This is a genomic window from Frigoribacterium sp. PvP054 (genome assembly GCF_040547465.1).
Classification (GTDB): domain Bacteria; phylum Actinomycetota; class Actinomycetes; order Actinomycetales; family Microbacteriaceae; genus Frigoribacterium.
The window spans coordinates 568,000-585,581 of record NZ_JBEPPU010000001.1 but is presented as its reverse complement, the minus strand read 5'-3'; the positions used below and the strand labels follow the sequence as shown (position 1 = coordinate 585,581).

The 17,582-nt window shown below is 73.7% G+C and carries 18 protein-coding genes, 1 pseudogene and 1 riboswitch; of the genes and pseudogenes, 9 read left to right on the top strand and 10 right to left on the bottom strand.

Annotated elements, in window-relative coordinates; all coding sequences use genetic code 11:
* Positions 1-11 precede the first annotated feature (11 nt).
* From ABID81_RS02700 to ribH, 6 genes and pseudogenes are all read left to right on the top strand, one after another.
* Positions 12-527, top strand: a complete 516-nt coding sequence (locus ABID81_RS02700; RefSeq protein WP_354593279.1) for a MarR family winged helix-turn-helix transcriptional regulator — start codon at positions 12-14, stop codon at positions 525-527.
* Between the two features lie 70 nt (positions 528-597).
* Positions 598-2,022, top strand: a complete 1,425-nt coding sequence (locus ABID81_RS02695) for an L-serine ammonia-lyase (RefSeq protein WP_354593278.1) — start codon at positions 598-600, stop codon at positions 2,020-2,022.
* Between the two features lie 75 nt (positions 2,023-2,097).
* Positions 2,098-2,790, top strand: coding sequence for a pentapeptide repeat-containing protein (locus ABID81_RS02690; RefSeq protein ID WP_354593277.1), 693 nt, complete (start codon positions 2,098-2,100; stop codon positions 2,788-2,790).
* A 225-nt stretch (positions 2,791-3,015) separates the two neighbouring features.
* Positions 3,016-3,152, top strand: a riboswitch (FMN riboswitch).
* A 182-nt stretch (positions 3,153-3,334) separates the two neighbouring features.
* Positions 3,335-4,054, top strand: a complete 720-nt coding sequence (locus ABID81_RS02685; RefSeq protein ID WP_354593276.1) for a riboflavin synthase — start codon at positions 3,335-3,337, stop codon at positions 4,052-4,054.
* Between the two features lie 2 nt (positions 4,055-4,056).
* A pseudogene (ribB, locus tag ABID81_RS02680) lies at positions 4,057-4,704 on the top strand (3,4-dihydroxy-2-butanone-4-phosphate synthase); the annotation flags it as partial.
* A 50-nt stretch (positions 4,705-4,754) separates the two neighbouring features.
* Positions 4,755-5,255 carry a 6,7-dimethyl-8-ribityllumazine synthase gene (gene ribH, locus ABID81_RS02675; protein ID WP_354593275.1) on the top strand — a complete coding sequence of 167 codons (501 nt, stop codon included), beginning with the start codon at positions 4,755-4,757 and terminating at the stop codon, positions 5,253-5,255.
* A 235-nt stretch (positions 5,256-5,490) separates the two neighbouring features.
* On the opposite strand, the gene ABID81_RS02670 is transcribed toward ribH, so the two are convergent.
* The 3 genes from ABID81_RS02670 to ald all read right to left on the bottom strand — a co-directional run bounded on the left by ABID81_RS02670 (position 5,491) and on the right by ald (position 8,170).
* Positions 5,491-6,288, bottom strand: a complete 798-nt coding sequence (locus tag ABID81_RS02670) for a dienelactone hydrolase family protein (protein ID WP_354593274.1) — start codon at positions 6,286-6,288, stop codon at positions 5,491-5,493.
* Between the two features lie 97 nt (positions 6,289-6,385).
* Entirely contained in the window at positions 6,386-6,949 is a 564-nt protein-coding gene (locus ABID81_RS02665) for a TetR/AcrR family transcriptional regulator (protein WP_354593273.1), read from the bottom strand.
* A 111-nt stretch (positions 6,950-7,060) separates the two neighbouring features.
* On the bottom strand, positions 7,061-8,170 hold the full coding sequence (ald, locus tag ABID81_RS02660) for an alanine dehydrogenase (RefSeq protein ID WP_354593272.1): 1,110 nt from the start codon (positions 8,168-8,170) through the stop codon (positions 7,061-7,063).
* Between the two features lie 167 nt (positions 8,171-8,337).
* On the opposite strand from ald, the gene ABID81_RS02655 reads away from it, so the two are divergent.
* Entirely contained in the window at positions 8,338-8,808 is a 471-nt protein-coding gene (locus ABID81_RS02655; RefSeq protein WP_354593271.1) for an Lrp/AsnC family transcriptional regulator, read from the top strand.
* Positions 8,809-8,839: 31 nt separating this feature from the next.
* On the opposite strand, the gene ABID81_RS02650 is transcribed toward ABID81_RS02655, so the two are convergent.
* Together ABID81_RS02650 and ABID81_RS02645 are read right to left on the bottom strand one after the other, a co-directional pair.
* Positions 8,840-9,283, bottom strand: a complete 444-nt coding sequence (locus tag ABID81_RS02650; protein WP_354593270.1) for a GNAT family N-acetyltransferase — start codon at positions 9,281-9,283, stop codon at positions 8,840-8,842.
* Positions 9,284-9,335: 52 nt separating this feature from the next.
* On the bottom strand, positions 9,336-10,121 hold the full coding sequence (locus tag ABID81_RS02645) for an NAD-dependent epimerase/dehydratase family protein (protein ID WP_354593269.1): 786 nt from the start codon (positions 10,119-10,121) through the stop codon (positions 9,336-9,338).
* A 276-nt stretch (positions 10,122-10,397) separates the two neighbouring features.
* On the opposite strand from ABID81_RS02645, the gene ABID81_RS02640 reads away from it, so the two are divergent.
* Both ABID81_RS02640 and ABID81_RS02635 read left to right on the top strand, forming a co-directional pair.
* On the top strand, positions 10,398-10,847 hold the full coding sequence (locus ABID81_RS02640) for a DoxX family protein (RefSeq protein ID WP_354593268.1): 450 nt from the start codon (positions 10,398-10,400) through the stop codon (positions 10,845-10,847).
* A 103-nt stretch (positions 10,848-10,950) separates the two neighbouring features.
* Positions 10,951-11,883 carry a carbohydrate kinase family protein gene (locus tag ABID81_RS02635; RefSeq protein WP_354593267.1) on the top strand — a complete coding sequence of 311 codons (933 nt, stop codon included), beginning with the start codon at positions 10,951-10,953 and terminating at the stop codon, positions 11,881-11,883.
* Positions 11,884-11,945: 62 nt separating this feature from the next.
* Here the strand turns inward: ABID81_RS02635 and ABID81_RS02630 are convergent, their stop codons facing one another.
* The 5 genes from ABID81_RS02630 to upp all read right to left on the bottom strand — a co-directional run bounded on the left by ABID81_RS02630 (position 11,946) and on the right by upp (position 17,510).
* Complete coding sequence (locus ABID81_RS02630; protein ID WP_354593266.1) at positions 11,946-13,376, bottom strand: serine hydrolase domain-containing protein; 1,431 nt, start codon at positions 13,374-13,376, stop codon at positions 11,946-11,948.
* Between the two features lie 71 nt (positions 13,377-13,447).
* Complete coding sequence (locus tag ABID81_RS02625; protein WP_354593265.1) at positions 13,448-14,821, bottom strand: cryptochrome/photolyase family protein; 1,374 nt, start codon at positions 14,819-14,821, stop codon at positions 13,448-13,450.
* Complete coding sequence (locus ABID81_RS02620) at positions 14,818-15,270, bottom strand: MarR family winged helix-turn-helix transcriptional regulator (protein ID WP_354593264.1); 453 nt, start codon at positions 15,268-15,270, stop codon at positions 14,818-14,820. Before ABID81_RS02620 ends, ABID81_RS02625 begins: the two co-directional genes overlap by 4 nt.
* 345 nt (positions 15,271-15,615) lie before the next feature.
* The gene (locus ABID81_RS02615; RefSeq protein WP_354593263.1) at positions 15,616-16,377 is read right to left on the bottom strand and encodes a winged helix-turn-helix domain-containing protein; all 762 of its coding nucleotides are present in this window, start codon (positions 16,375-16,377) and stop codon (positions 15,616-15,618) included.
* Positions 16,378-16,877: 500 nt separating this feature from the next.
* A complete protein-coding gene (upp, locus tag ABID81_RS02610; RefSeq protein ID WP_354593262.1) occupies positions 16,878-17,510 on the bottom strand; it encodes a uracil phosphoribosyltransferase in 633 nt (210 codons plus the stop codon).
* Positions 17,511-17,582: the final 72 nt, after the last annotated feature.

Genomic DNA, 17,582 nt, shown 5'->3' with positions numbered 1-17,582 from the left:
CAGGAGGTCCCATGCCCACCCCGACCGAACCGGCTGCCACGGCCGAGACCGACCGTCCGACGCGCTCGCCGCAGGCCGACGAGATCGTCACCCACATGCAGCGCCTGACCACCGAGTCGCAGAAGGTCGCCCAGGCGTTCGCCGCGCAGCACGGTCTCGGCCACATCGACCTCGAGGCGCTGCTGCACGTCATGCAGGCCGAACGCGACGGCGACCCCGTGACGGCCGGGGGGCTCGGCGAACTGCTCGGCGTCACCTCGGGTGCGGCCACCGGCGTGATCGACCGGCTCGAGAGGGTCGGCCACGTGCAGCGCGACCGCGACGACGCCGACCGCCGCCGGGTGCTCGTGCGGTACTCCGACCGCGCCCGCGAGGTCGCCGGGGCCTTCTTCGGGCCGCTCGGGGTGATGAGCGACCGCGTGATGTCCGGGTTCGACGAGGCCGAGCTCGAGACCGTGCGGCGGTTCCTCGAGGGCATGTCGACCGCCATGGCCGAGCGGGCACGCGAGGTGGGGCGTCCCGACTGAGGCGGCCCGCGCCTCCTGACCGTCGGGGGCAGCGGGTACCGTGGTCGCGTACCCAGAAGGCAGGTGGCACGTGACCGACCACGTCTCGGCTCTCGATCTCTTCTCGATCGGCATCGGCCCGTCGAGCTCGCACACGGTCGGGCCCATGCGGGCCGCCCGGGAGTTCCTGCTCGGCGTCGACTCCGCGGGCCGCCTCGACGACGTGGTCCGGGTCGAGGCCGTGCTCTACGGCTCGCTCGCCGCGACCGGCCTCGGCCACGGCACCCCCTCGGCCGTGCTCGCCGGGCTCGCGGGCATGCAGCCCGAGACCTGCGACCCGCAGGTCGTCTCGGGCATGCAGCAGGCGGTCGAGCAGGGCGGCGGCCTGCGGCTGCTCGGGCGGCACCAGATCGCCTTCGCACCCAACGACCTGCGCATGGCGCCGCTGACCCGCATGCCCCGGCACCCCAACGCGATGAGCGTCGAGGCCTTCGACGTCGCCGGTGCGAGCCTCGCCCGCGAGGTCTACTTCTCGGTCGGCGGCGGCTTCGTCGTGCGCGACGGCGACGACGAGCAGGCCGTGCCCACCGCCGAGGCGCCCTTCGCCTTCACCGACGCCGACGACCTGCTGCGCCTCTGCGACGCCGAGGGCGTCTCGATCGCCGAGCTCGCCTGGCGCAACGAGGTCGCCCTGCACGGCGAGGCCGCGGCCGCGGCGGGCCTCGACGACCGCTGGTCGGCCATGCGCGCCTGCGTCGACGCGGGGCTCGAGGCCAGGGGCGTCCTGCCGGGCTGGATGAAGGTGCCCCGACGCGCCCGCCAGTTCGCCACCATGCTGCGCCAGCAAGACGAACGGGCGACCGCCTTCGCGCTCGGGGGCTCCGCGCTCGACCGGGGCCGCGCCTCCTCGCTGCTGGCCTCCGACCTGCCCGCGCAGTGGCTGCAGGCCTACGCCATGGCCGTGAACGAAGAGAACGCCGGCGGCGGACGCGTCGTCACGGCACCGACCAACGGCGCCGCGGGCATCATCCCGGCCGTGGCCTACTACGCGATGAGGTTCCACGGCGCCACCGACGACGATCTCGCCCGCACCTACCTGCTGACCGCCTCGGCGATCGGGTCGCTCTACAAGCGCAACGCGTCGATCTCGGGCGCCGAGGCCGGCTGCCAGGGCGAGGTCGGTTCGGCGGCGTCGATGGCGGCCGGCGCCCTGACGGCCCTGCTCGGCGGCACGCCGCGCCAGGTCGAGAACGCCGCCGAGATCGCCATGGAGCACCACCTCGGCCTCACCTGCGACCCCGTCGGCGGGTTCGTGCAGGTGCCCTGCATCGAGCGCAACGCCATCGCGGCGGGCACGGCGGTCGCCGCGACCCGCATGGCCCTGCTGGGCGACGGCAGCCACGTGGTCAGCCTCGACACCGTCATCGAGACCATGCGCCAGACCGGCCGCGACATGAAGGACAGCTACAAAGAGACCAGCCGCGCCGGCCTCGCCGTCAACGTCATCGAGTGCTGAGGGCGGGCGGCTGAGGGGCCGGGGCCCGTCCGAGGAGGCGCGGGTCGTGTCGGGGGCCGCCGCTAGCCTCGTCGCATGACCCCGCCGCGCCGCCCCTCGTCGTCCCGCCCCGCGACCCCGGGTGGCACCGACGCCCCGCGGCTCGACCCCGTCGACCCGCAGGGCCTCGTCGACCTCGGCACCGACCTGCTCGGGCCGCACGACGGTCGAGAGCTCGAGCGGTACGTCGACGCCGACCTCACGGACCGCGACCTCGAGGGGGCCGAGTTCACCGAGTGCGTCTTCGAGTCGCCCCGGTTGGGGTCGGCCCGCCTCCGTGGCGCCCGGTTCGTCGAGTCGGTGCTCACCGACTCGTTCGCGCCCGAGCTCGCCGCGTCGCGCAGCACCTGGCGAGACGTCCGGGTCGAACGGCCGCGGTGGGGGTCGGCCGAGCTGTTCGACGCCGAGCTGCGCTCGGTGCTCGTGGTCGGCGGCAAGATCGACTACCTCAACTTGCGGTCGGCACGACTCACCGACGTCGTGATCGAGGGGTGCACGATCGGCGAGCTCGACCTCGGCGGGGTGCAGGCCCTGCGGGTCGCGCTCGTCGACTGCCGCGTCGGCACGCTCGACGTGACCCGCGCCTCCCTGTCGCACACCGACCTGCGCACGAGCGACTTCTCGCGCATCGACGGCTTCGAGGGGTTGCGGGGCGCGACCATCGACGACCTGCAGCTGGCCGCGTTCGCCCCGACGATGGCGGCGCACCTCGGGCTCGTCGTCGGCTGAGCCGGGCCGTGCCTTCGGGTGGGAACCGTCGCGCGGGGTGGGCACCGCGCCACGATGTGGGCACAGCACCACGATGTCCGCACAGCACCACGACGTGGGCACAGCGCCACGTCATCTCGTGGCGGCGTGCCCATCTCGTGGCGTCGTCCGCGTCCCGCCGCGCTACGCCGTCGCCGAACACGACGGCGGCGGCCCGCGCGGCGGTGCTATCGTCGCCGACAGAGCAACGCGCTCCGGGGTCAGTGAAAATCTGAGCCGGCGGTCACAGTCCGCGACCCGTGTCGTCACCGAGAGGTGGGGGCCCGGTTGAACCGGTGGAACTCCGGTACCGACGGTCATAGTCCGGATGAGAGGTGCGCGGGCCCGGTCGTCCGTCCGCGGACCCCTGGCCGATGCCGACCCTCGCGTCGCGCACCCCCGGAGAGCCCTCGGCAGAGCCAGGCAGACCGGAGGACGACATGACGACGCAGGCAGCGACCGCGCCCCGCACGCGACCCGTGGGGGCACGACGCCCGCACGGCACGACGGCCACGGCGGTGCGCTGATGTTCACAGGCCTCGTCGAAGAACTCGGACGCGTCGAGCGTGTCGACGACCAGGGCGACAGCGTCCGCCTGACCGTGCACGGCCCGGCCGTCCTGGTGGACGCCGCGCACGGCGACTCGATCTCGGTCAGCGGGGTCTGCCTGACCGTGGTCGCTCAGCAGGGCGACGCGTTCACGGCGGACGTGATGCGTCAGACCCTCGCCATGAGCACCGTGGGCTCGTTCGGACCGGGCACGCCCGTCAACCTCGAGCGTGCCGCCCGCGTCGGTGACCGGCTCGGTGGCCACATCGTGCAGGGCCACGTCGACGGCACGGCCACGGTCGTCGAGATCGAGCAGGGCGACGCGTGGCGACGCGTGCGGTTCGACCTCGCCGACGACCTCGCGCCCCTGCTGGTCGACAAGGGGTCGGTCACCCTGGACGGCGTCAGCCTCACGGTCAGCGCGATCAGCGAGCCCGGTGAGGCCCCGGGGTGGTTCGAGGTCAGCCTGATCCCCGAGACCCTCGCCGTGACGACCCTCGGCGGCAAGGCCGTCGGCGACCGGGTCAACGTCGAGACCGACGTCCTCGCCCGGCACGTGCGACGGATGCTGCGGCTCGACGCCCTGGGCTCGGCCGACCCGGGCGACGTCGGTTCGCGCGCGGCGGACGACCGGCGCGACGGGCCCGACGCACCCGACGCGTCCGACCCGTCCGCCCCGGCGGCGGACCGGCCGTGACGGTGACGACGCCGGAGGCGCGGCCCGCCTCGCGCCCCGCACCGATCGAGCTGGCCCTGGAGCACCTCCGACGCGGCCGACCGGTCGTGGTGGTCGACGACGAGTCCCGCGAGAACGAGGGCGACGTCGTGCTGTCGGCCGAGCTCGCCTCGCCCGAGTGGCTCGCCTGGACGGTGCGGGTGTCGTCGGGGTTCGTCTGTGCGCCGATGACGGACGAGATCGCCGACCGGCTCGACCTGCCGCCCATGGTCGCCCGCAACGAGGACGCCCGCGGCACGGCCTACACGGTGAGCGTCGACGCGGCGGTCGGCGTGACGACCGGCATCAGCGCCTCCGACCGGGCGACGACGCTGCGCACCCTCGCGTCCGCGACCAGCGTCCGTGACGACCTGCACCGCCCGGGGCACATCCTCCCGTTGCGGGCCCGGGCCGGCGGCGTCCGCGAACGTGACGGACACACCGAGGCGTCCGTCGACCTGATGAAGGCCGCGGGCCTGCGACCGGTCGCCGTCATCAGCGAGATCGTCGGCGACGACGGCGAGATGATGCGCCTGCCGGCCCTGCTCGACTTCGGAGCCCGCGAGGGCGTGCCCGTCGTCACCATCGCCGACCTCGTCACCTGGCTGGGCGACCGCGACCTGGACGCGCCGACCGCCGGACCCCACGACCACACCCACACCACCCTCGAAGGAGACCCCGCATGAGCGGAGCAGGAGCCCCCACCGAACCCGACGTCGACGGCACGGGAGTCCGCGTGACGATCGTCGCCGGCACCTGGCACGAGACCATCACCGACGGCCTGCTGGCCGGTGCACTGGCGACCGTCGAGCGCCTCGGCGCCACGGCCACGGTCGTCCGTGTCCCCGGCAGCTTCGAGCTGCCCGTGGTGGCGAAGGCCGCCCTCGAGGCCGGGGCCGACGCCGTGGTGGCGCTCGGCGTGATCATCCGCGGCGGCACGCCCCACTTCGAGTACGTGTCCGACGCGGCCACCTCGGGCCTGCTGCGGGTCACCCTCGACACCGGCAAGCCGGTCGGCTTCGGCGTGCTCACCCTCGACGACGAGCAGCAGGGCCTCGACCGGGCCGGCCTGCCCGGCTCGAAGGAGGACAAGGGAGCCGAGGCCGCCCACGCGGCGATCACCACGGCCGTCCGGCTGCGCGAGGTCGAGCGCGCCGGCACCGCGCGGGTCGCCGGCTTCTAGGTCCTGCGAGGCGCGGGTCCCCTCGAGCCGCGCCTCCTCGGGTGCGCCGGGCCGCGCCTTCTCGTGTGCCTTCCGCGACCCCCGCGACCGCTCTGAGCGGGCCGGAGCGGTCGAACGGACGACGACGCGCCGCTCACCAGCGGAGGTGAGCGGCGCGCGAATGCCTTCGTGTCGCGTCGTGCCCGCCCGGGACGATCCGCAGGCGAGGCGAGGCGGGGCGCGGCGAGGCGAGCGGCTAGGCGAAGACCTCGGCGAGGAACGCCTCGAGCTGCTGCCACGAGCGCCGGTCGGCGCGGGCGTCGTACCGGGCGCCGTGGTCGGGTGCGTCGGTGCCCGGCACCGCGAAGGCGTGCATGACGCCGCTGTAGCTGAGCACCTGCCAGTCGGGTGCCTCGGCGGCCCGCATCTCGTCCTCGAACGCGACCACCGCCTCGTCGGGGACGACCGGGTCGGCCGCGCCCGTCATGACGAGCAACGGCGCCGTGACGGCCCCCTTCTCGGCCGGCATGCCGGTGCCGAGTCCGCCGTGGAACGACACGACCCCGGCGACGTCGGCACCCGCGCGGGCCAACTCGAGGGCCCCCGAACCGCCGAAGCAGTAGCCCATCACGGCGATCCGCGACGGGTCGACCCCGGGCTCGGCCCGAAGCCGCTCGAGGTTGGCGAGCAACCGCGACCGGAAGAGCGCGACGTCGCCGTAGTACTTGCCGGCCTCGCCGGCGGCCTCCTCGGGGGAGGGCCGCACGCCCTGGCCGTAGACGTCACCGGCGAGGGCGACGTAGCCGAGTCGTGCGAGCATCTGCGCGCGCACCTCGACGTGGTCGATGACGCCCATCCAGTCGTGCAGGACGAGGACGCCGGGCACGAGGTCGGACGAGGAGGCGCGGGCGGGCTTCGCGAGGAACCCCTCGAGGTCGACGTCGGTCGCTGCGTACACCTCGTCCGACGTCGTGACGCCGCCCGGGTCGGGCACGCTGTCGAGGACGCGCTGCAGGTCGGGGGAGAGCTCGGGGCTGGGTTCGGTCGTGGTCACACCGGGACGCTACTCCCGACGGGTCGGACGACGCCTAGCCGATCGCACGGCGCGTGACGATGCCGGGTCGCACGGCGCCGGACGGCACCCGTCGTCCTCAGCCCGGGTCGACGATGCGGGCGACGGCCTGGCGGACGACGTCGCACCGGCGTTGCTGCGGGCCGGTGTGCAGGTTCGTCGCCTCGGGGGTGACGAACCACGCGAGGACCACGCCGAAGACCATGGTCAGCAGCTCGTCGGCGTCCCAGCCCGACGAGATGTCGCCCGCGTCCTGGGCGGCCTTCACCGAGTCGCGGCGCGCCTCGAGCTGGCCGTGGTCGAGCACGCCGGGGCTCGGCAGGGCGACGCCCTCGATCTGCCCCCAGAGCAGCAACCGGGCGTCGTCGGGGTTCGAGGCCAGGTGGTCGTAGAGGGCGCTCGCCCACCCCGGCAGGTCGTGGGCGTCGAACGGGACCACCGCGACCCAGCGACCGATGCTCTCGCCGAGGGCCGCGTCGAAGAGGTCGCGCTTGGTCGAGAAATGGGCGTACAGCCGCTCCTTGCTCGCCTCGGCGTCACGTGCGATCGTGTCGACCCTGGCCCCGGCGAGGCCGCGGGCCGCGAACTCCGCACGTGCCGCCTCGAGCAGTCGTTCCCGCGGCGGGGTGGGTCGTCGAGCCATGCCCAGAGCATAGGGGCAGGTGTCCACCGAACCACCTGGTTCGTGACGAGGACTTCGCTTACCGGACCGTCCGGTTCGCTCGACGTCCCTCGGAGGGTGGGGACGGCCCGCTCAGAGCGCTCGCGCGTCCGCGACCTCGACACCTGCCGCGGCGGCGACGCCGGCGTTCGTGATGCGACCCGCGACGGCGTTGACGCCCCGCTCGAGCGACACGTCGGCCGCGACGGCGTCGCGCCATCCGCGATCGGCCAGCGCGAGGGCGTACGGCATGGTCGCGTTGGTCAGGGCCCGGGTCGAGGTCTGCGGCACGGCCCCCGGCATGTTCGCGACGCAGTAGTACACGCTGTCGTGGACGGCGAAGGTCGGGTCGTCGTGCGTGGTCGCGTGCGAGCCCTCGAAGCAGCCGCCCTGGTCGATGGCGATGTCGACGAGCACCGACCCGGGGCGCATCGAGGCCACCATCTCGTCGGTGACGAGCTTGGGGGCCTGGGCCCCCGGGATCAGCACCGACCCGACGACGAGGTCGGCGTCCGCGACCTGGGCCCCGATCTCGTAGGCCGTCGAGGCCCGGGTCTGCAGGCGTCCGCCGAACTGCACCTCGAGGGCGCGGAGGCGCGGCAGCGACACGTCGACGACGGTCACGTCGGCGCCGAGGCCGAGCGCGTTCGCGGCGGCGTGCTCGCCGGCGACCCCGCCGCCGATCACGACGACCTTCGCCTTGGGGGTGCCGGGCACGCCGCCGAGCAGCACGCCCGTGCCGCCGACGGGCCGCATGAGGTGGTACGCGCCGACCATCGTCGAGAGCCGGCCCGCGACCTCGCTCATCGGCGAGAGCAGCGGCAGGCTGCGGTCGTCCCGCTGCACCGTCTCGTACGCGATCGCCGTGGTGCCCGACGCGAGCACCGCCTCGGTGCACTCGGGCGACGCCGCGAGGTGCAGGTACGTGAAGAGGGTCTGGTCGGCGCGCATGAGGGGGTACTCGACCGCGATCGGCTCCTTGACCTTCATCAGCAGGTCCGCCTCGCCCCAGACCGTGGCGGCGTCGTCGACGACGGTCGCACCCGCCGCCGCGAAGGCGTCGTCCGAGAAGCCCGAGCCGAGGCCCGCCCCCGACTGCACGAGCACGTCGTGCCCCCGGCGGGAGAACTCGTGGACCCCGGCAGGGGTCGCCGCGACGCGGTTCTCGTTGTTCTTGATCTCGGTGGGGATGCCGACGCGCATGGTTCGTCCTCTCGACGGTGACCTCGACGACGGCGGCCGGTGCACGCCTGTGTTCGCCGAACTGACGTCAGTGTGCTGTTCCACGTCGTCGGGTGCCAAGCATTCCGCACGATATTCTGTACGGACGGCATCCAGCCGCACGATCGACGTCCTCGACGGGAGAACAGATGGCTGCGACGAACGACGTTCGGCTCGACGAGGTGGACCGGCAGCTCGTGCGGCTGCTGGTCGCCGACAGCCGCACCCCGAACGCCACCCTCGCCGCGCGGGTGGGCATCGCACCGTCGACCTGCCTGGCACGCGTCCGGTCGCTCGTCGAGCGCGGGGTCGTCACGGGCTTCGGGGCCGAGATCGACCTGTCCGCGCTGGGCCTCGACCTGCAGGCCCTGATCAGCGTGACGATCCTCTCGTCGGCCCGTCAGCGGATCGCCGCCTTCTCGGCGGAGATCCGGGCGCTGCCCCAAGTGGTGCAGCTGTTCTTCCTCGGCGGCTCGGAGGACTTCATCATCCACCTGGCCGTGCGCGACACGAACGACGTCCGCGAGTTCGTGCTCGACCACCTGTCGGCGCACCCGGCGGTCGCCTCGACCCGCACGAGTCTCGTCTTCGAGCACCACCACCCCGGTCCGACCGTCTGAGCGGTCGTCGAAGGGCCGCCCCGTGAGGTGGTCAGTGCGTGGCGGCGAGCGTCATCGGCAGGTGCGGGATGCCGTCCTCGACGAACTCGTCGCCGTCGACCACGAAGCCGAAGCGGGCGTACCAGCCCGAGAGGTGGGCCTGGGCGTCGAGGCGCACGAGCCGTCCCTCGCACGAGGCGACGGCCGCGCGCATCAGGTCGGCGGCGAGACCGCGTCCCCGGGCCGCCGCCGCGGTCGCGACGCGTCCGATGCGTCGGTCGTCGCCGTCGTGCAGCACGCGCAGCGTCGCCGTGACGTGGCCGTCGTCGTCGGTGGACCACAGGAGGCGCGTGGTCGGTTCGAGGTCGCGCCCGTCGAGCTCGGGGTACGGGCAGTCCTGTTCGACCACGAAGACGTCGACCCGGAGGCGCAGGATCGCGTAGAGGACGACGGGGTCGATCTCGGCGACGGACGACGAGTGCAGGCTGGCGGTCACGGTGCCACGCTACCGGCCCCGCCGGTGCGGCCCCGGCCCCGCCCTGCCGTCGTCACGAGGACTCACCGAGCGGCAGGGTCGTGAACACACCACCCACCGGCGCGTCGGGTGGCTGCACCTGGCCCGCGAAGCGGTCGGCGAAGGCCTCGGCGTCGTCCTCGGGGTGGAACCCGACGGCCTCGCCGGCCGCGAGCGACACGACGCGTCGGGTGTTGCGGCTGACGCCCCAGACGACGTGGTGCCCGACCGGGGCGGTCGTCAGGGTGGCGAGCATCAGGCGGGCCGCGTCGGCCGGCGACAACCACGTGCCGAGGCTGCGGACGTCGTGCGGCTCGACCTCGCACGTCATGATGCGGGCCGAGACGACGGTCGAGCCGAAGCGGTCGGCGTAGAGGCTGCCGACGGCCTCGAGCAGCACCTTGCTGACGCCGTAGAACGAGTCCGGGCGGGGAGCCGGCACGTCGTGGTCGGCGGCCCTCGAACCCGGTTCGAACCCGACGGCGTGCACCGAGCTGGCCGCGAAGACGCGGGTCACGCCGGCACGTCGGGCGGCCTCGTGGACGACGTAGGCGCTCTCGACGTTGAGGTCGCGGATCTCGTGCCAGGTGCGCTCGGCGGCGTGCGAGGCGAGGTGGACCACGAGGTCGACGCCGTCGAAGGCCACCGTGAGCGACTCGAGGTCGGTCACGCCGACGTGCTCGAAGGTCTCGTGCCCGCGGAGGTCGTCAGGGGGCGGCACCACGTCGAGCAGCCTCAGGTCGTGGCCGGCCTCGAGCAGCAGGGGGCGGACCCAGGTCGCGATGCGCCCCGAGCCCCCCGTGATCGCGATGGTCGCCATGCGTGCCGCCTCTCGTCGTCGGCCCGTCCGCCGGGCACCTCGTGCCCCCATCCTGCCGGTGACCACCGACGCGGGCGACCGGGGCACGTGCCGGGTCCGCCGATGGGCCCTCGCGACTCGTCCCCGCGTCCCCCGGATGCCCCACCCGAGCCTGGCAGGGCTCTGGCGATGCCCTGGCAGGGCGCTCCACGGCCGGGGTCGGTGACGCGTCACCTCGTACCGTGACCCCAGGCCCGACGACGTGCCCCGACCCTGCCCCCGATCGAAAGGCACACCGTGTCGTCAGCCCTCTCGTCCCTCGCGATCCTCCTGTTGCGCGTCGTCCTGGGGGTGGTCTTCGTCGTGCACGGGTGGCAGAAGCTCGCGGTCGACGGCCTCGCCGCGACACGGGGTGCCTTCGGCGGCATGGGCATCCCGTTCGCCGACGTCGCCGCGCCGGTCGCGGCCGTCACCGAGCTCGCCGCCGGGGTCGCCCTCGTCGTCGGCTTCGCCACCCGGGTCGCCGCGGCCCTCCTGGCGGTCACGGCGGTCGTCGCCCTCGTCGCCGTCCACCTGCCGAACGGCTTCCTGTCGACGACGGGCGGCATCGAGTACGTGCTCGTCCTCGCCGTGGCCTCGGTCGCGATCGTGCTGACCGGCCCCGGTCGAGTCGCCCTCGACGCGCTGGTCGTCCGCGGTCGGCGCGCTCGGCGCGAGGCCCCGACCTCGCAGCCCGTCCCCGCCTGACGGGGTCCACCCGGGCGGGACGGGTGATCGTGACGTGCTCGCGGGGGTGATTTGCGCCTCCTCGTCCCGACCGGGCACGTGATCCGTGGTCGGCTGGACGGCGATGCCCCTCGCCCACGACCGCCGCCGTCCCCCCGACCCACGACCCCGCCCCGGTTCGCCCGTCCTGGTCTTCGGTGACGTGCTCGACGACATCATCGTCACGCCGCGCACGGCCGACCCGGCGGGGACCGAGACCGCCGCGACGATCCGCCACCGGGCGGGGGGCTCGGCCGCCAACACGGCCGCGTGGCTCGGCTCGTTGGGCGTCGACGTGTCGTTCGTCGGCCGGGTGGGCACCGCCGACCTGCAACGACACGCCCAGTCGCTCGCGAACGCCGGGGTCTCGGCCCGGTTGGCGTACGACGCGCACGACCCCACCGGCACGGTCGTCATCACGGTCGACGGGTCGTCGCGCACCATGTTCACCGACCGGGGCGCCGGCGCCTCGTTCGGTCCGGACGACGTGCCGGACGACCTCGTGGCCGCGGCCGGCCTCGTGCACTTCACCGGGTACACGGTCGCCCAGTCGCGCAGCCCGGTCGCCCTGCGTCGGCTGCTGGGACGGGCACGTGAGGTCGGCGCGCTCGTCTCGGTCTCGCCGGGGAGCGCCTCGGTGGTCCACCGGTTCGGGCCACCCGCGTTCCTCGCCGCGGTCGAGGGGGCCGACCTGTTCTTCCCGTCCCGAGAGACCGCCCGCGAGCTCACGGGCCTCGACCAGCCCGCCGGGTCGGCCGAGGCGTTGGCCGCACGGTTCGGCGTGGTCGCCGTCGTCGCCGACGACGGGGGAGCGACGGTGGCGACGCGGGGGCTGCCCCCCGTCACGATCGACGGGGTGGCCACGCGCTGGGTGGACTCCGTCGGCCTGGTCGACGCCTTCTCGGCCGGGTTCATCGCCGCGTGGTCGACGTCGCGCAGCCTCGGCGTCGCCGGTCGCAGCGGAGCACGGGCGGCGGCGAGGGCGGCGGGCGTCGCGGGGGGCAGGCCGCCCGCGTGACCCCGGGCGGCAGGCCGCCCGCGTGACCCCGGGCGACCCCACCCGTTCGGTGCGACGCCCGCCTAGCGCGGGCTCTCGCCCGTGACGGAGACGGTCTGCACCCGGGGCGGACGCTCGGGCGTCAGCCGGATCTCGAACCGCACGGTGCCCCGGGCCCCGCGTCGACGCCAGACGAGGTGCGACGGCGCCGTCGACTCGTCGGACGGCAGCGGGTCGCCCTCGCCCGAGTCGTCCCAGCCGCCCACGGACTCGACGAGGGCGGCCCAGGAGGCGCGTCGACGGTCGAGCGGGACGTCGAGCTCGACGTTCTCGCTGAAGAGCCCCTCGGGCACGGCTCCGCCACGGACGACGGCTTCGACCGCGTCGCGGGCGGCCGTCGTCTCGGGCCAGGGGCGCACGACGACCCGGGCCTCCGGCCGGTCGGCCATGATCCCGTCGAGGGCGAGCCCGATCGGCTCCGAGACCCTCGAGTAGGTCGCGTTCTCGAAGCCGACGGCGCCGAGGCCGGTCGCGGCCTGCCAGCGCATGTGGGCCGAGAAGCCGGGGTAGCCCCCGCTGTGCGACACCACGGGGCCGTGGTCGGGGTAGTGCTCGACGAACAGTCCGAAGCCGTAGCCGCCCGGGTGCCCGGCCCTCGCCGGCACGAACCGCTGGACCTGCTGCATCTCGCGACGGGAGGCGCGTGACAGGATGCCGTCGAGGTCGCCCCGGCCCTCGGGGTCGAAGGCCGAGCCGAGCCACCGCGCCCAGCGGGTGAGGTCGGTCACCGTGCTGAAGAGCCCGCCGATGGGCGAGAAGGCACCGGGGCCGGAGAACGGCAGGGGCTCGCCCCCGTCGGAGGCGCGGCGATGGCCGGTCGCGACGCCACCGGCCGCCGGCACGGTCGCCTCGAATCCCGTGGCGGACAGCCCGAGGGGCTCGAGGATCGTCGACTCGACGACCTCGCGGTACGGGCGCCCGGCGACGACGGCGATCGCCCGCCCGACCAGGGCGAAGCCGAGGTTCGAGTACGCGAAGGTCGTGCCGGGCACGCTGTCGAAGGTCAACCCGGCACGCAGGACCGCGTCGAGCTCGTCGTCGGTGAGGGATTCCTGCCGGTCACCCCACGGGTCGTCCGTGGGGAAGCCGGCCGACATGGTCAGCAGCATGCGCAGCGTCGGCACCGGCGAGTCCGACGTGGGCAGGGTCACCTCGGCGAAGGCCGGCACGAAGTCGGTGATCGGCGCGTCGAGCGAGACGAGCCCGGCGTCACGGAGGGCGAGCATGGCCGTGGCCGTGAAGCTCTTCGTGCACGAGGCGATGCGGTAGGCGGTGTCGACGCCGGGTGCGGTGCCCGGGGCGATCTCGCCCTGAGAGCCGTGGTGCGTGGTGCCCGTGCGGTCGAAGGTCGCCCAGACGGCGCTCGGCCCCCGGCGGTCGGACGGGCGGGCGGCGAACACGGCGTCGATCCCCGTCGGGGACGCGGAGCCGGTGGGCTCGAGGGTCGTCGTCACGGGGGTGGTCCTCTCGGGGGCGGAGCAGAGCAGGGCGGAGCAGAGCAGGGTGGAACGGGCCGGGGCGGTCGTCAGTCGGACCGCGTGCGTCGTCGCATCGACTCGTAGGCGTCGAGCGCGGCACGTCGGGAGGCCTTGAGGTCGACCATGGGCTCGGGGTACGAGTCGTCGTCGACCTCGGGCACCCAGCGCCGCACGTAGTCGCGGTGCTTGTCGAACTTGTCGGCCTGCAGCACGGGGTTGAACACCCGGAAGTACGGCGCGGCGTCGGCTCCCGAGCCCGCCGTCCACTGCCAGTTGGCGGGGTTGTTGGCCTCGTCGGCGTCGACCAGGGTGTCCCAGAACCACTGCTCACCGACGCGCCAGTCGGCCAGCAGGTTCTTCACGAGGAAGCTCGCCGTGACCATGCGGACGCGGTTGTGCATGTAGCCGGTCGTCCAGAGCTCGCGCATGCCGGCGTCGACCAGGGGGATGCCCGTCGTGCCCTGCTGCCAGGCCTCGAGCTCGCCCGGCTCGAGCTCGTGCCACGGGAACTCGTCGAACTCGGGCCGGTAGTTCTCGGTGGCCAGGTGCGGGTTCGCGAAGAGGACGGTGTGGTTGAACTCGCGCCAGACCAGCTCGCGCAAGAACCCGGAGGCCTGTTCGCGGGCGTCGGGTGCGAGGTCGCCGCGCATGCGGTGCCACACCTGGAAGGGGCTGACCTCGCCGAAGCGGAGGTGCGGCGAGAGGTGGCTGGTCGCCTCTTGGGCCGGTTCGTCGCGCAGGCCGTAGTCGGCGAGGTGGCCCGTCGCGAAGCGCTCGAGGGTGTCGAGGGCGGACGCCTCACCCGGGGTCCACGCCTCGCGCAGGCCGCCGGCCCAGTCGGGCGTCGTGGGCAGCAGGCCCCACGAGTCGAGGTCGTCGCTGTCGGGTGCCGTGCGAGGCCCGTGCAGCTCGTCGGGCGCGGCCTCGGGGTGGCGCGGCTCCGGGCGGTCGAGGCAGGCTCGCCAGAACGGCGTGAAGACCTTGAAGGGCTGGCCCTGGCCGGTCTGGATCGTCCACGGTTCGAACATCAGGTTGGCCTGGAAGCTGCGGACGTCGAGGCCGCGGTCACGCAACGACGACTTGAGGTCGGCGTCGGCGTCGCGTGCGGCCAGGCCGTAGCGGCGGTTCCAGAAGACGGCACCGGCGCCGACCTCGTCGACGAGGCGGGGCAGCTCGCGGGCCTGCGGGCCGCGGCGCAGCGTGAGCCGGCCGCCGATCTCGCCCAGCGAGGCGGCGAGGGCGGAGAGGCTGTGGTGCAGCCACCACCGCGACGCCGCGCCCAGGGGGCGGATGCCCTCGGTCTCGTCGTCGAGCAGGAAGAGCACGACGACGGGCTCGCCGCGCTCGACGGCAGCGGTCAGGGCCGGGTTGTCGGCGAGGCGGAGGTCGTCGCGCAGCCAGACGATCGAGGGTGACGTCATGCGCTCGCCTCGATCGGGGTGCCGAGCCGCAGCTTCGTGCAGAGGTCGGCGAGGGACGCCAGTTCGTCGTCGTCGAGGGCACCGCCCACGCGTCGCCGGATCGCCGCGGCGTGACTGACGGCCGTGCGACGGTAGAGGTCGTAGCCCTCGTCGGTCATGGCCACGATGATGCCGCGCCCGTCGCCCGGGTCGGAGGCCTTCTCGACGATGCCCTTCGACGCGAGCCGGTCGACGAGGCGGCTGATGCTCGGCTGTGTGAGGAGCAGGTGGCGCGTCAGGTCGCGGATGCGGGCGCGTCGGTCGGGCTGGTTCGAGAGGTTGAACAGCACGTCGTACTCGTTGAACGAGATCTCGCTGGTCGGGAAGCAGTCGGTCAGTTCGCGCATGACGCTGACCTGGGCCCTGAAGAGGGCCTCCCAGGCACCCACGGCCATCGATGTCTCACTCATGTCGTCCCTCACGTTCGTCGAGGACGAGTCTACGAAAGGCCACCGACGTCGGGCCGCCACCGGACGCCACCACGCCGGGGTCGGGCGTCGGGGCGGACGACAGAGGGCCGGTCGCCCGACGGCGACCGGCCCTCTTCCCTTGCACCAAGAGTGTCCTGCAATCACATTCCGCCTCGGCCGCCACAGCAAACGACGTCGGCGAGACACAATCTATAACGGATCGGTAACGGTGGTCCAGGGTCGAACCCGAGCAATTCCTGAGAACTCCGGGGGACGACCGGGTCCCGCCACCGCACCCGCCCGGACGCCCCGGGCACCGACCGGGTCCCGGCGGGCGGGGGTGGCTCAGAAGACGTCGGGCGACGGCGTGGACGCGTGCCGGATCGACACGTCGGCGTGCCGGTCGAACCGGTAGCCGACGCCCCGGACGGTGCGGACGATGTCCTCGAAGGCGCCGAGCTTCGACCGGAGGCGGCGGACGTGCACGTCGATGGTGCGCTCGTTCGGCACCTCGTCGTCGCCGTCGGCCCACAGGCTCGCGATCAGTTCGGCCCGCTCGATGGTGCGGCCCTCGCGCAGGACGAGGTACTGCAGCAGCTCGAACTCCTTGTAGGTCAGGGGGGCCACGTCGCCGTCGAGCAGCAGGCGCTTGCGCGAGATGTCGACCACCACGCCGCCGCGTGCGCCGGGTTCGTCGTCCTCGGTGACCTGCCGGCGCTTCGCGAGGGCGGCAGGGTCCTGCAGGGCGAGGCGCACGACCTCGACGTCGCGTCCGCCGGCGCCCTCGGGTGCCAGGGCGACGGCGGCGTGGGTCTCGGCGGCCGGGGCGATGCGGGCGACGAGTTCCTTGATCTGCGAGACCACGTCGCCGAGCGACGTGCCGTCGGCCGCGGCCTTGAGCTCGTCGAGCCCCACGTAGAGGACGAAGCCGCGGGCCTCGGTGCCCTCGGGCACGGCGCGGGGCCGAGGTGCCGGGGAGGCGGCGGTGGCGGTCGGAACGGCGGCGGACCGGATCGGGGCCACCTCGCGGACGGGAGCCGGCGTGGCGGGTCGCGCGGCGGAGACGGTTCGGGTGGCGGTGACGGGGCGGTCGAGGATGAGGGACATGACAGGCGGGGTCCTAGCGTGACGGCGGCCGCCGCTCGGGCCGACGGGTCGCCGGGATGCCGAGGGGCTGCTCGATGTGTGTCGGTGCTCGATCCCGCCGGCGATGGTGCCGTACGTCACGAGCAGTCGGTGCGGTGCACCGTTCGGGATGCGCGTCGGGGGTGACGACGCGGAGCATCCGGGAGTCGGTGGCTCAGCGACCGGGTGGGGCCGCGAGCTCAGCTGGCGGTGTCAGCAGCTTCGACTCGGCGAGGTGTGTGGCCGGATCAGGCACACATTCGACACATGACAGCGTGCATCGGCATCATCATGCCGGCGCTCCCGAGGGCCTCACGAGAGGTCGGGGTGAGCACACTGTTGGTCATGGGGTCGATCTTGTTACACCACGCGTCCCGATGTCAAGCGAGGCCCGCCCCCGGGTGTCGTGACGAGCCCCGGGACGACGAACCGCGCCTCCTGACGTCCAGGAGGCGCGGTGCGGGTCGTGCAGGCGGGTCGCGTCAGGCGAGACCGTACAGGCGGTCGCCCGCGTCGCCGAGCCCGGGCACGATGTAGCCCTGCTCGTTGAGCCTCTCGTCGACGGCGCCGAGCACGACGTGCACGTCGCGACCCGCCATGGCCTCTTCGACGGCCGCGAGGCCCTCGGGGGCGGCGAGGATGCAGACCGCCGTGACGTCGACGGCCCCGCGGTCGAGCAGGTAGTCGATGGCCGCGATGAGCGACCCGCCGGTGGCGAGCATGGGGTCGAGCACGAAGCACTGGCGGTTCGAGAGGTCGTCGGGCAGGCGCTCGGCGTACGTCGTCGGCTGCAGGGTCTCTTCGTCACGCACCATGCCGAGGAACCCCACCTCGGCCGTGGGGACGAGCTTGGTCATTCCCTCGAGCATGCCGAGCCCCGCCCGCAGGATGGGCACGACGAGCGGCCGCGGCTGGCTGATCTCGAGCCCGGTGGTCGGGCCGACCGGGGTCTCGATGTCGACGGGGCTGGTGCGCACGTCGCGCGTGGCCTCGTAGGCCAGCAGCGTGACGAGCTCTTCGGTCAGCGCCCGGAAGGTGGGTGAGGGCGTGCTCTTGTCGCGGAGCACGGTCAGCTTGTGGGTGATGAGGGGGTGGTCCGCTACGTGCACTCGCATAGGCTCAACGGTAGCGGAGTCGACCGGTTCCGCGAGCCGCCGAGACCCCGCCGAGGCCCCGTGATCGCCGTC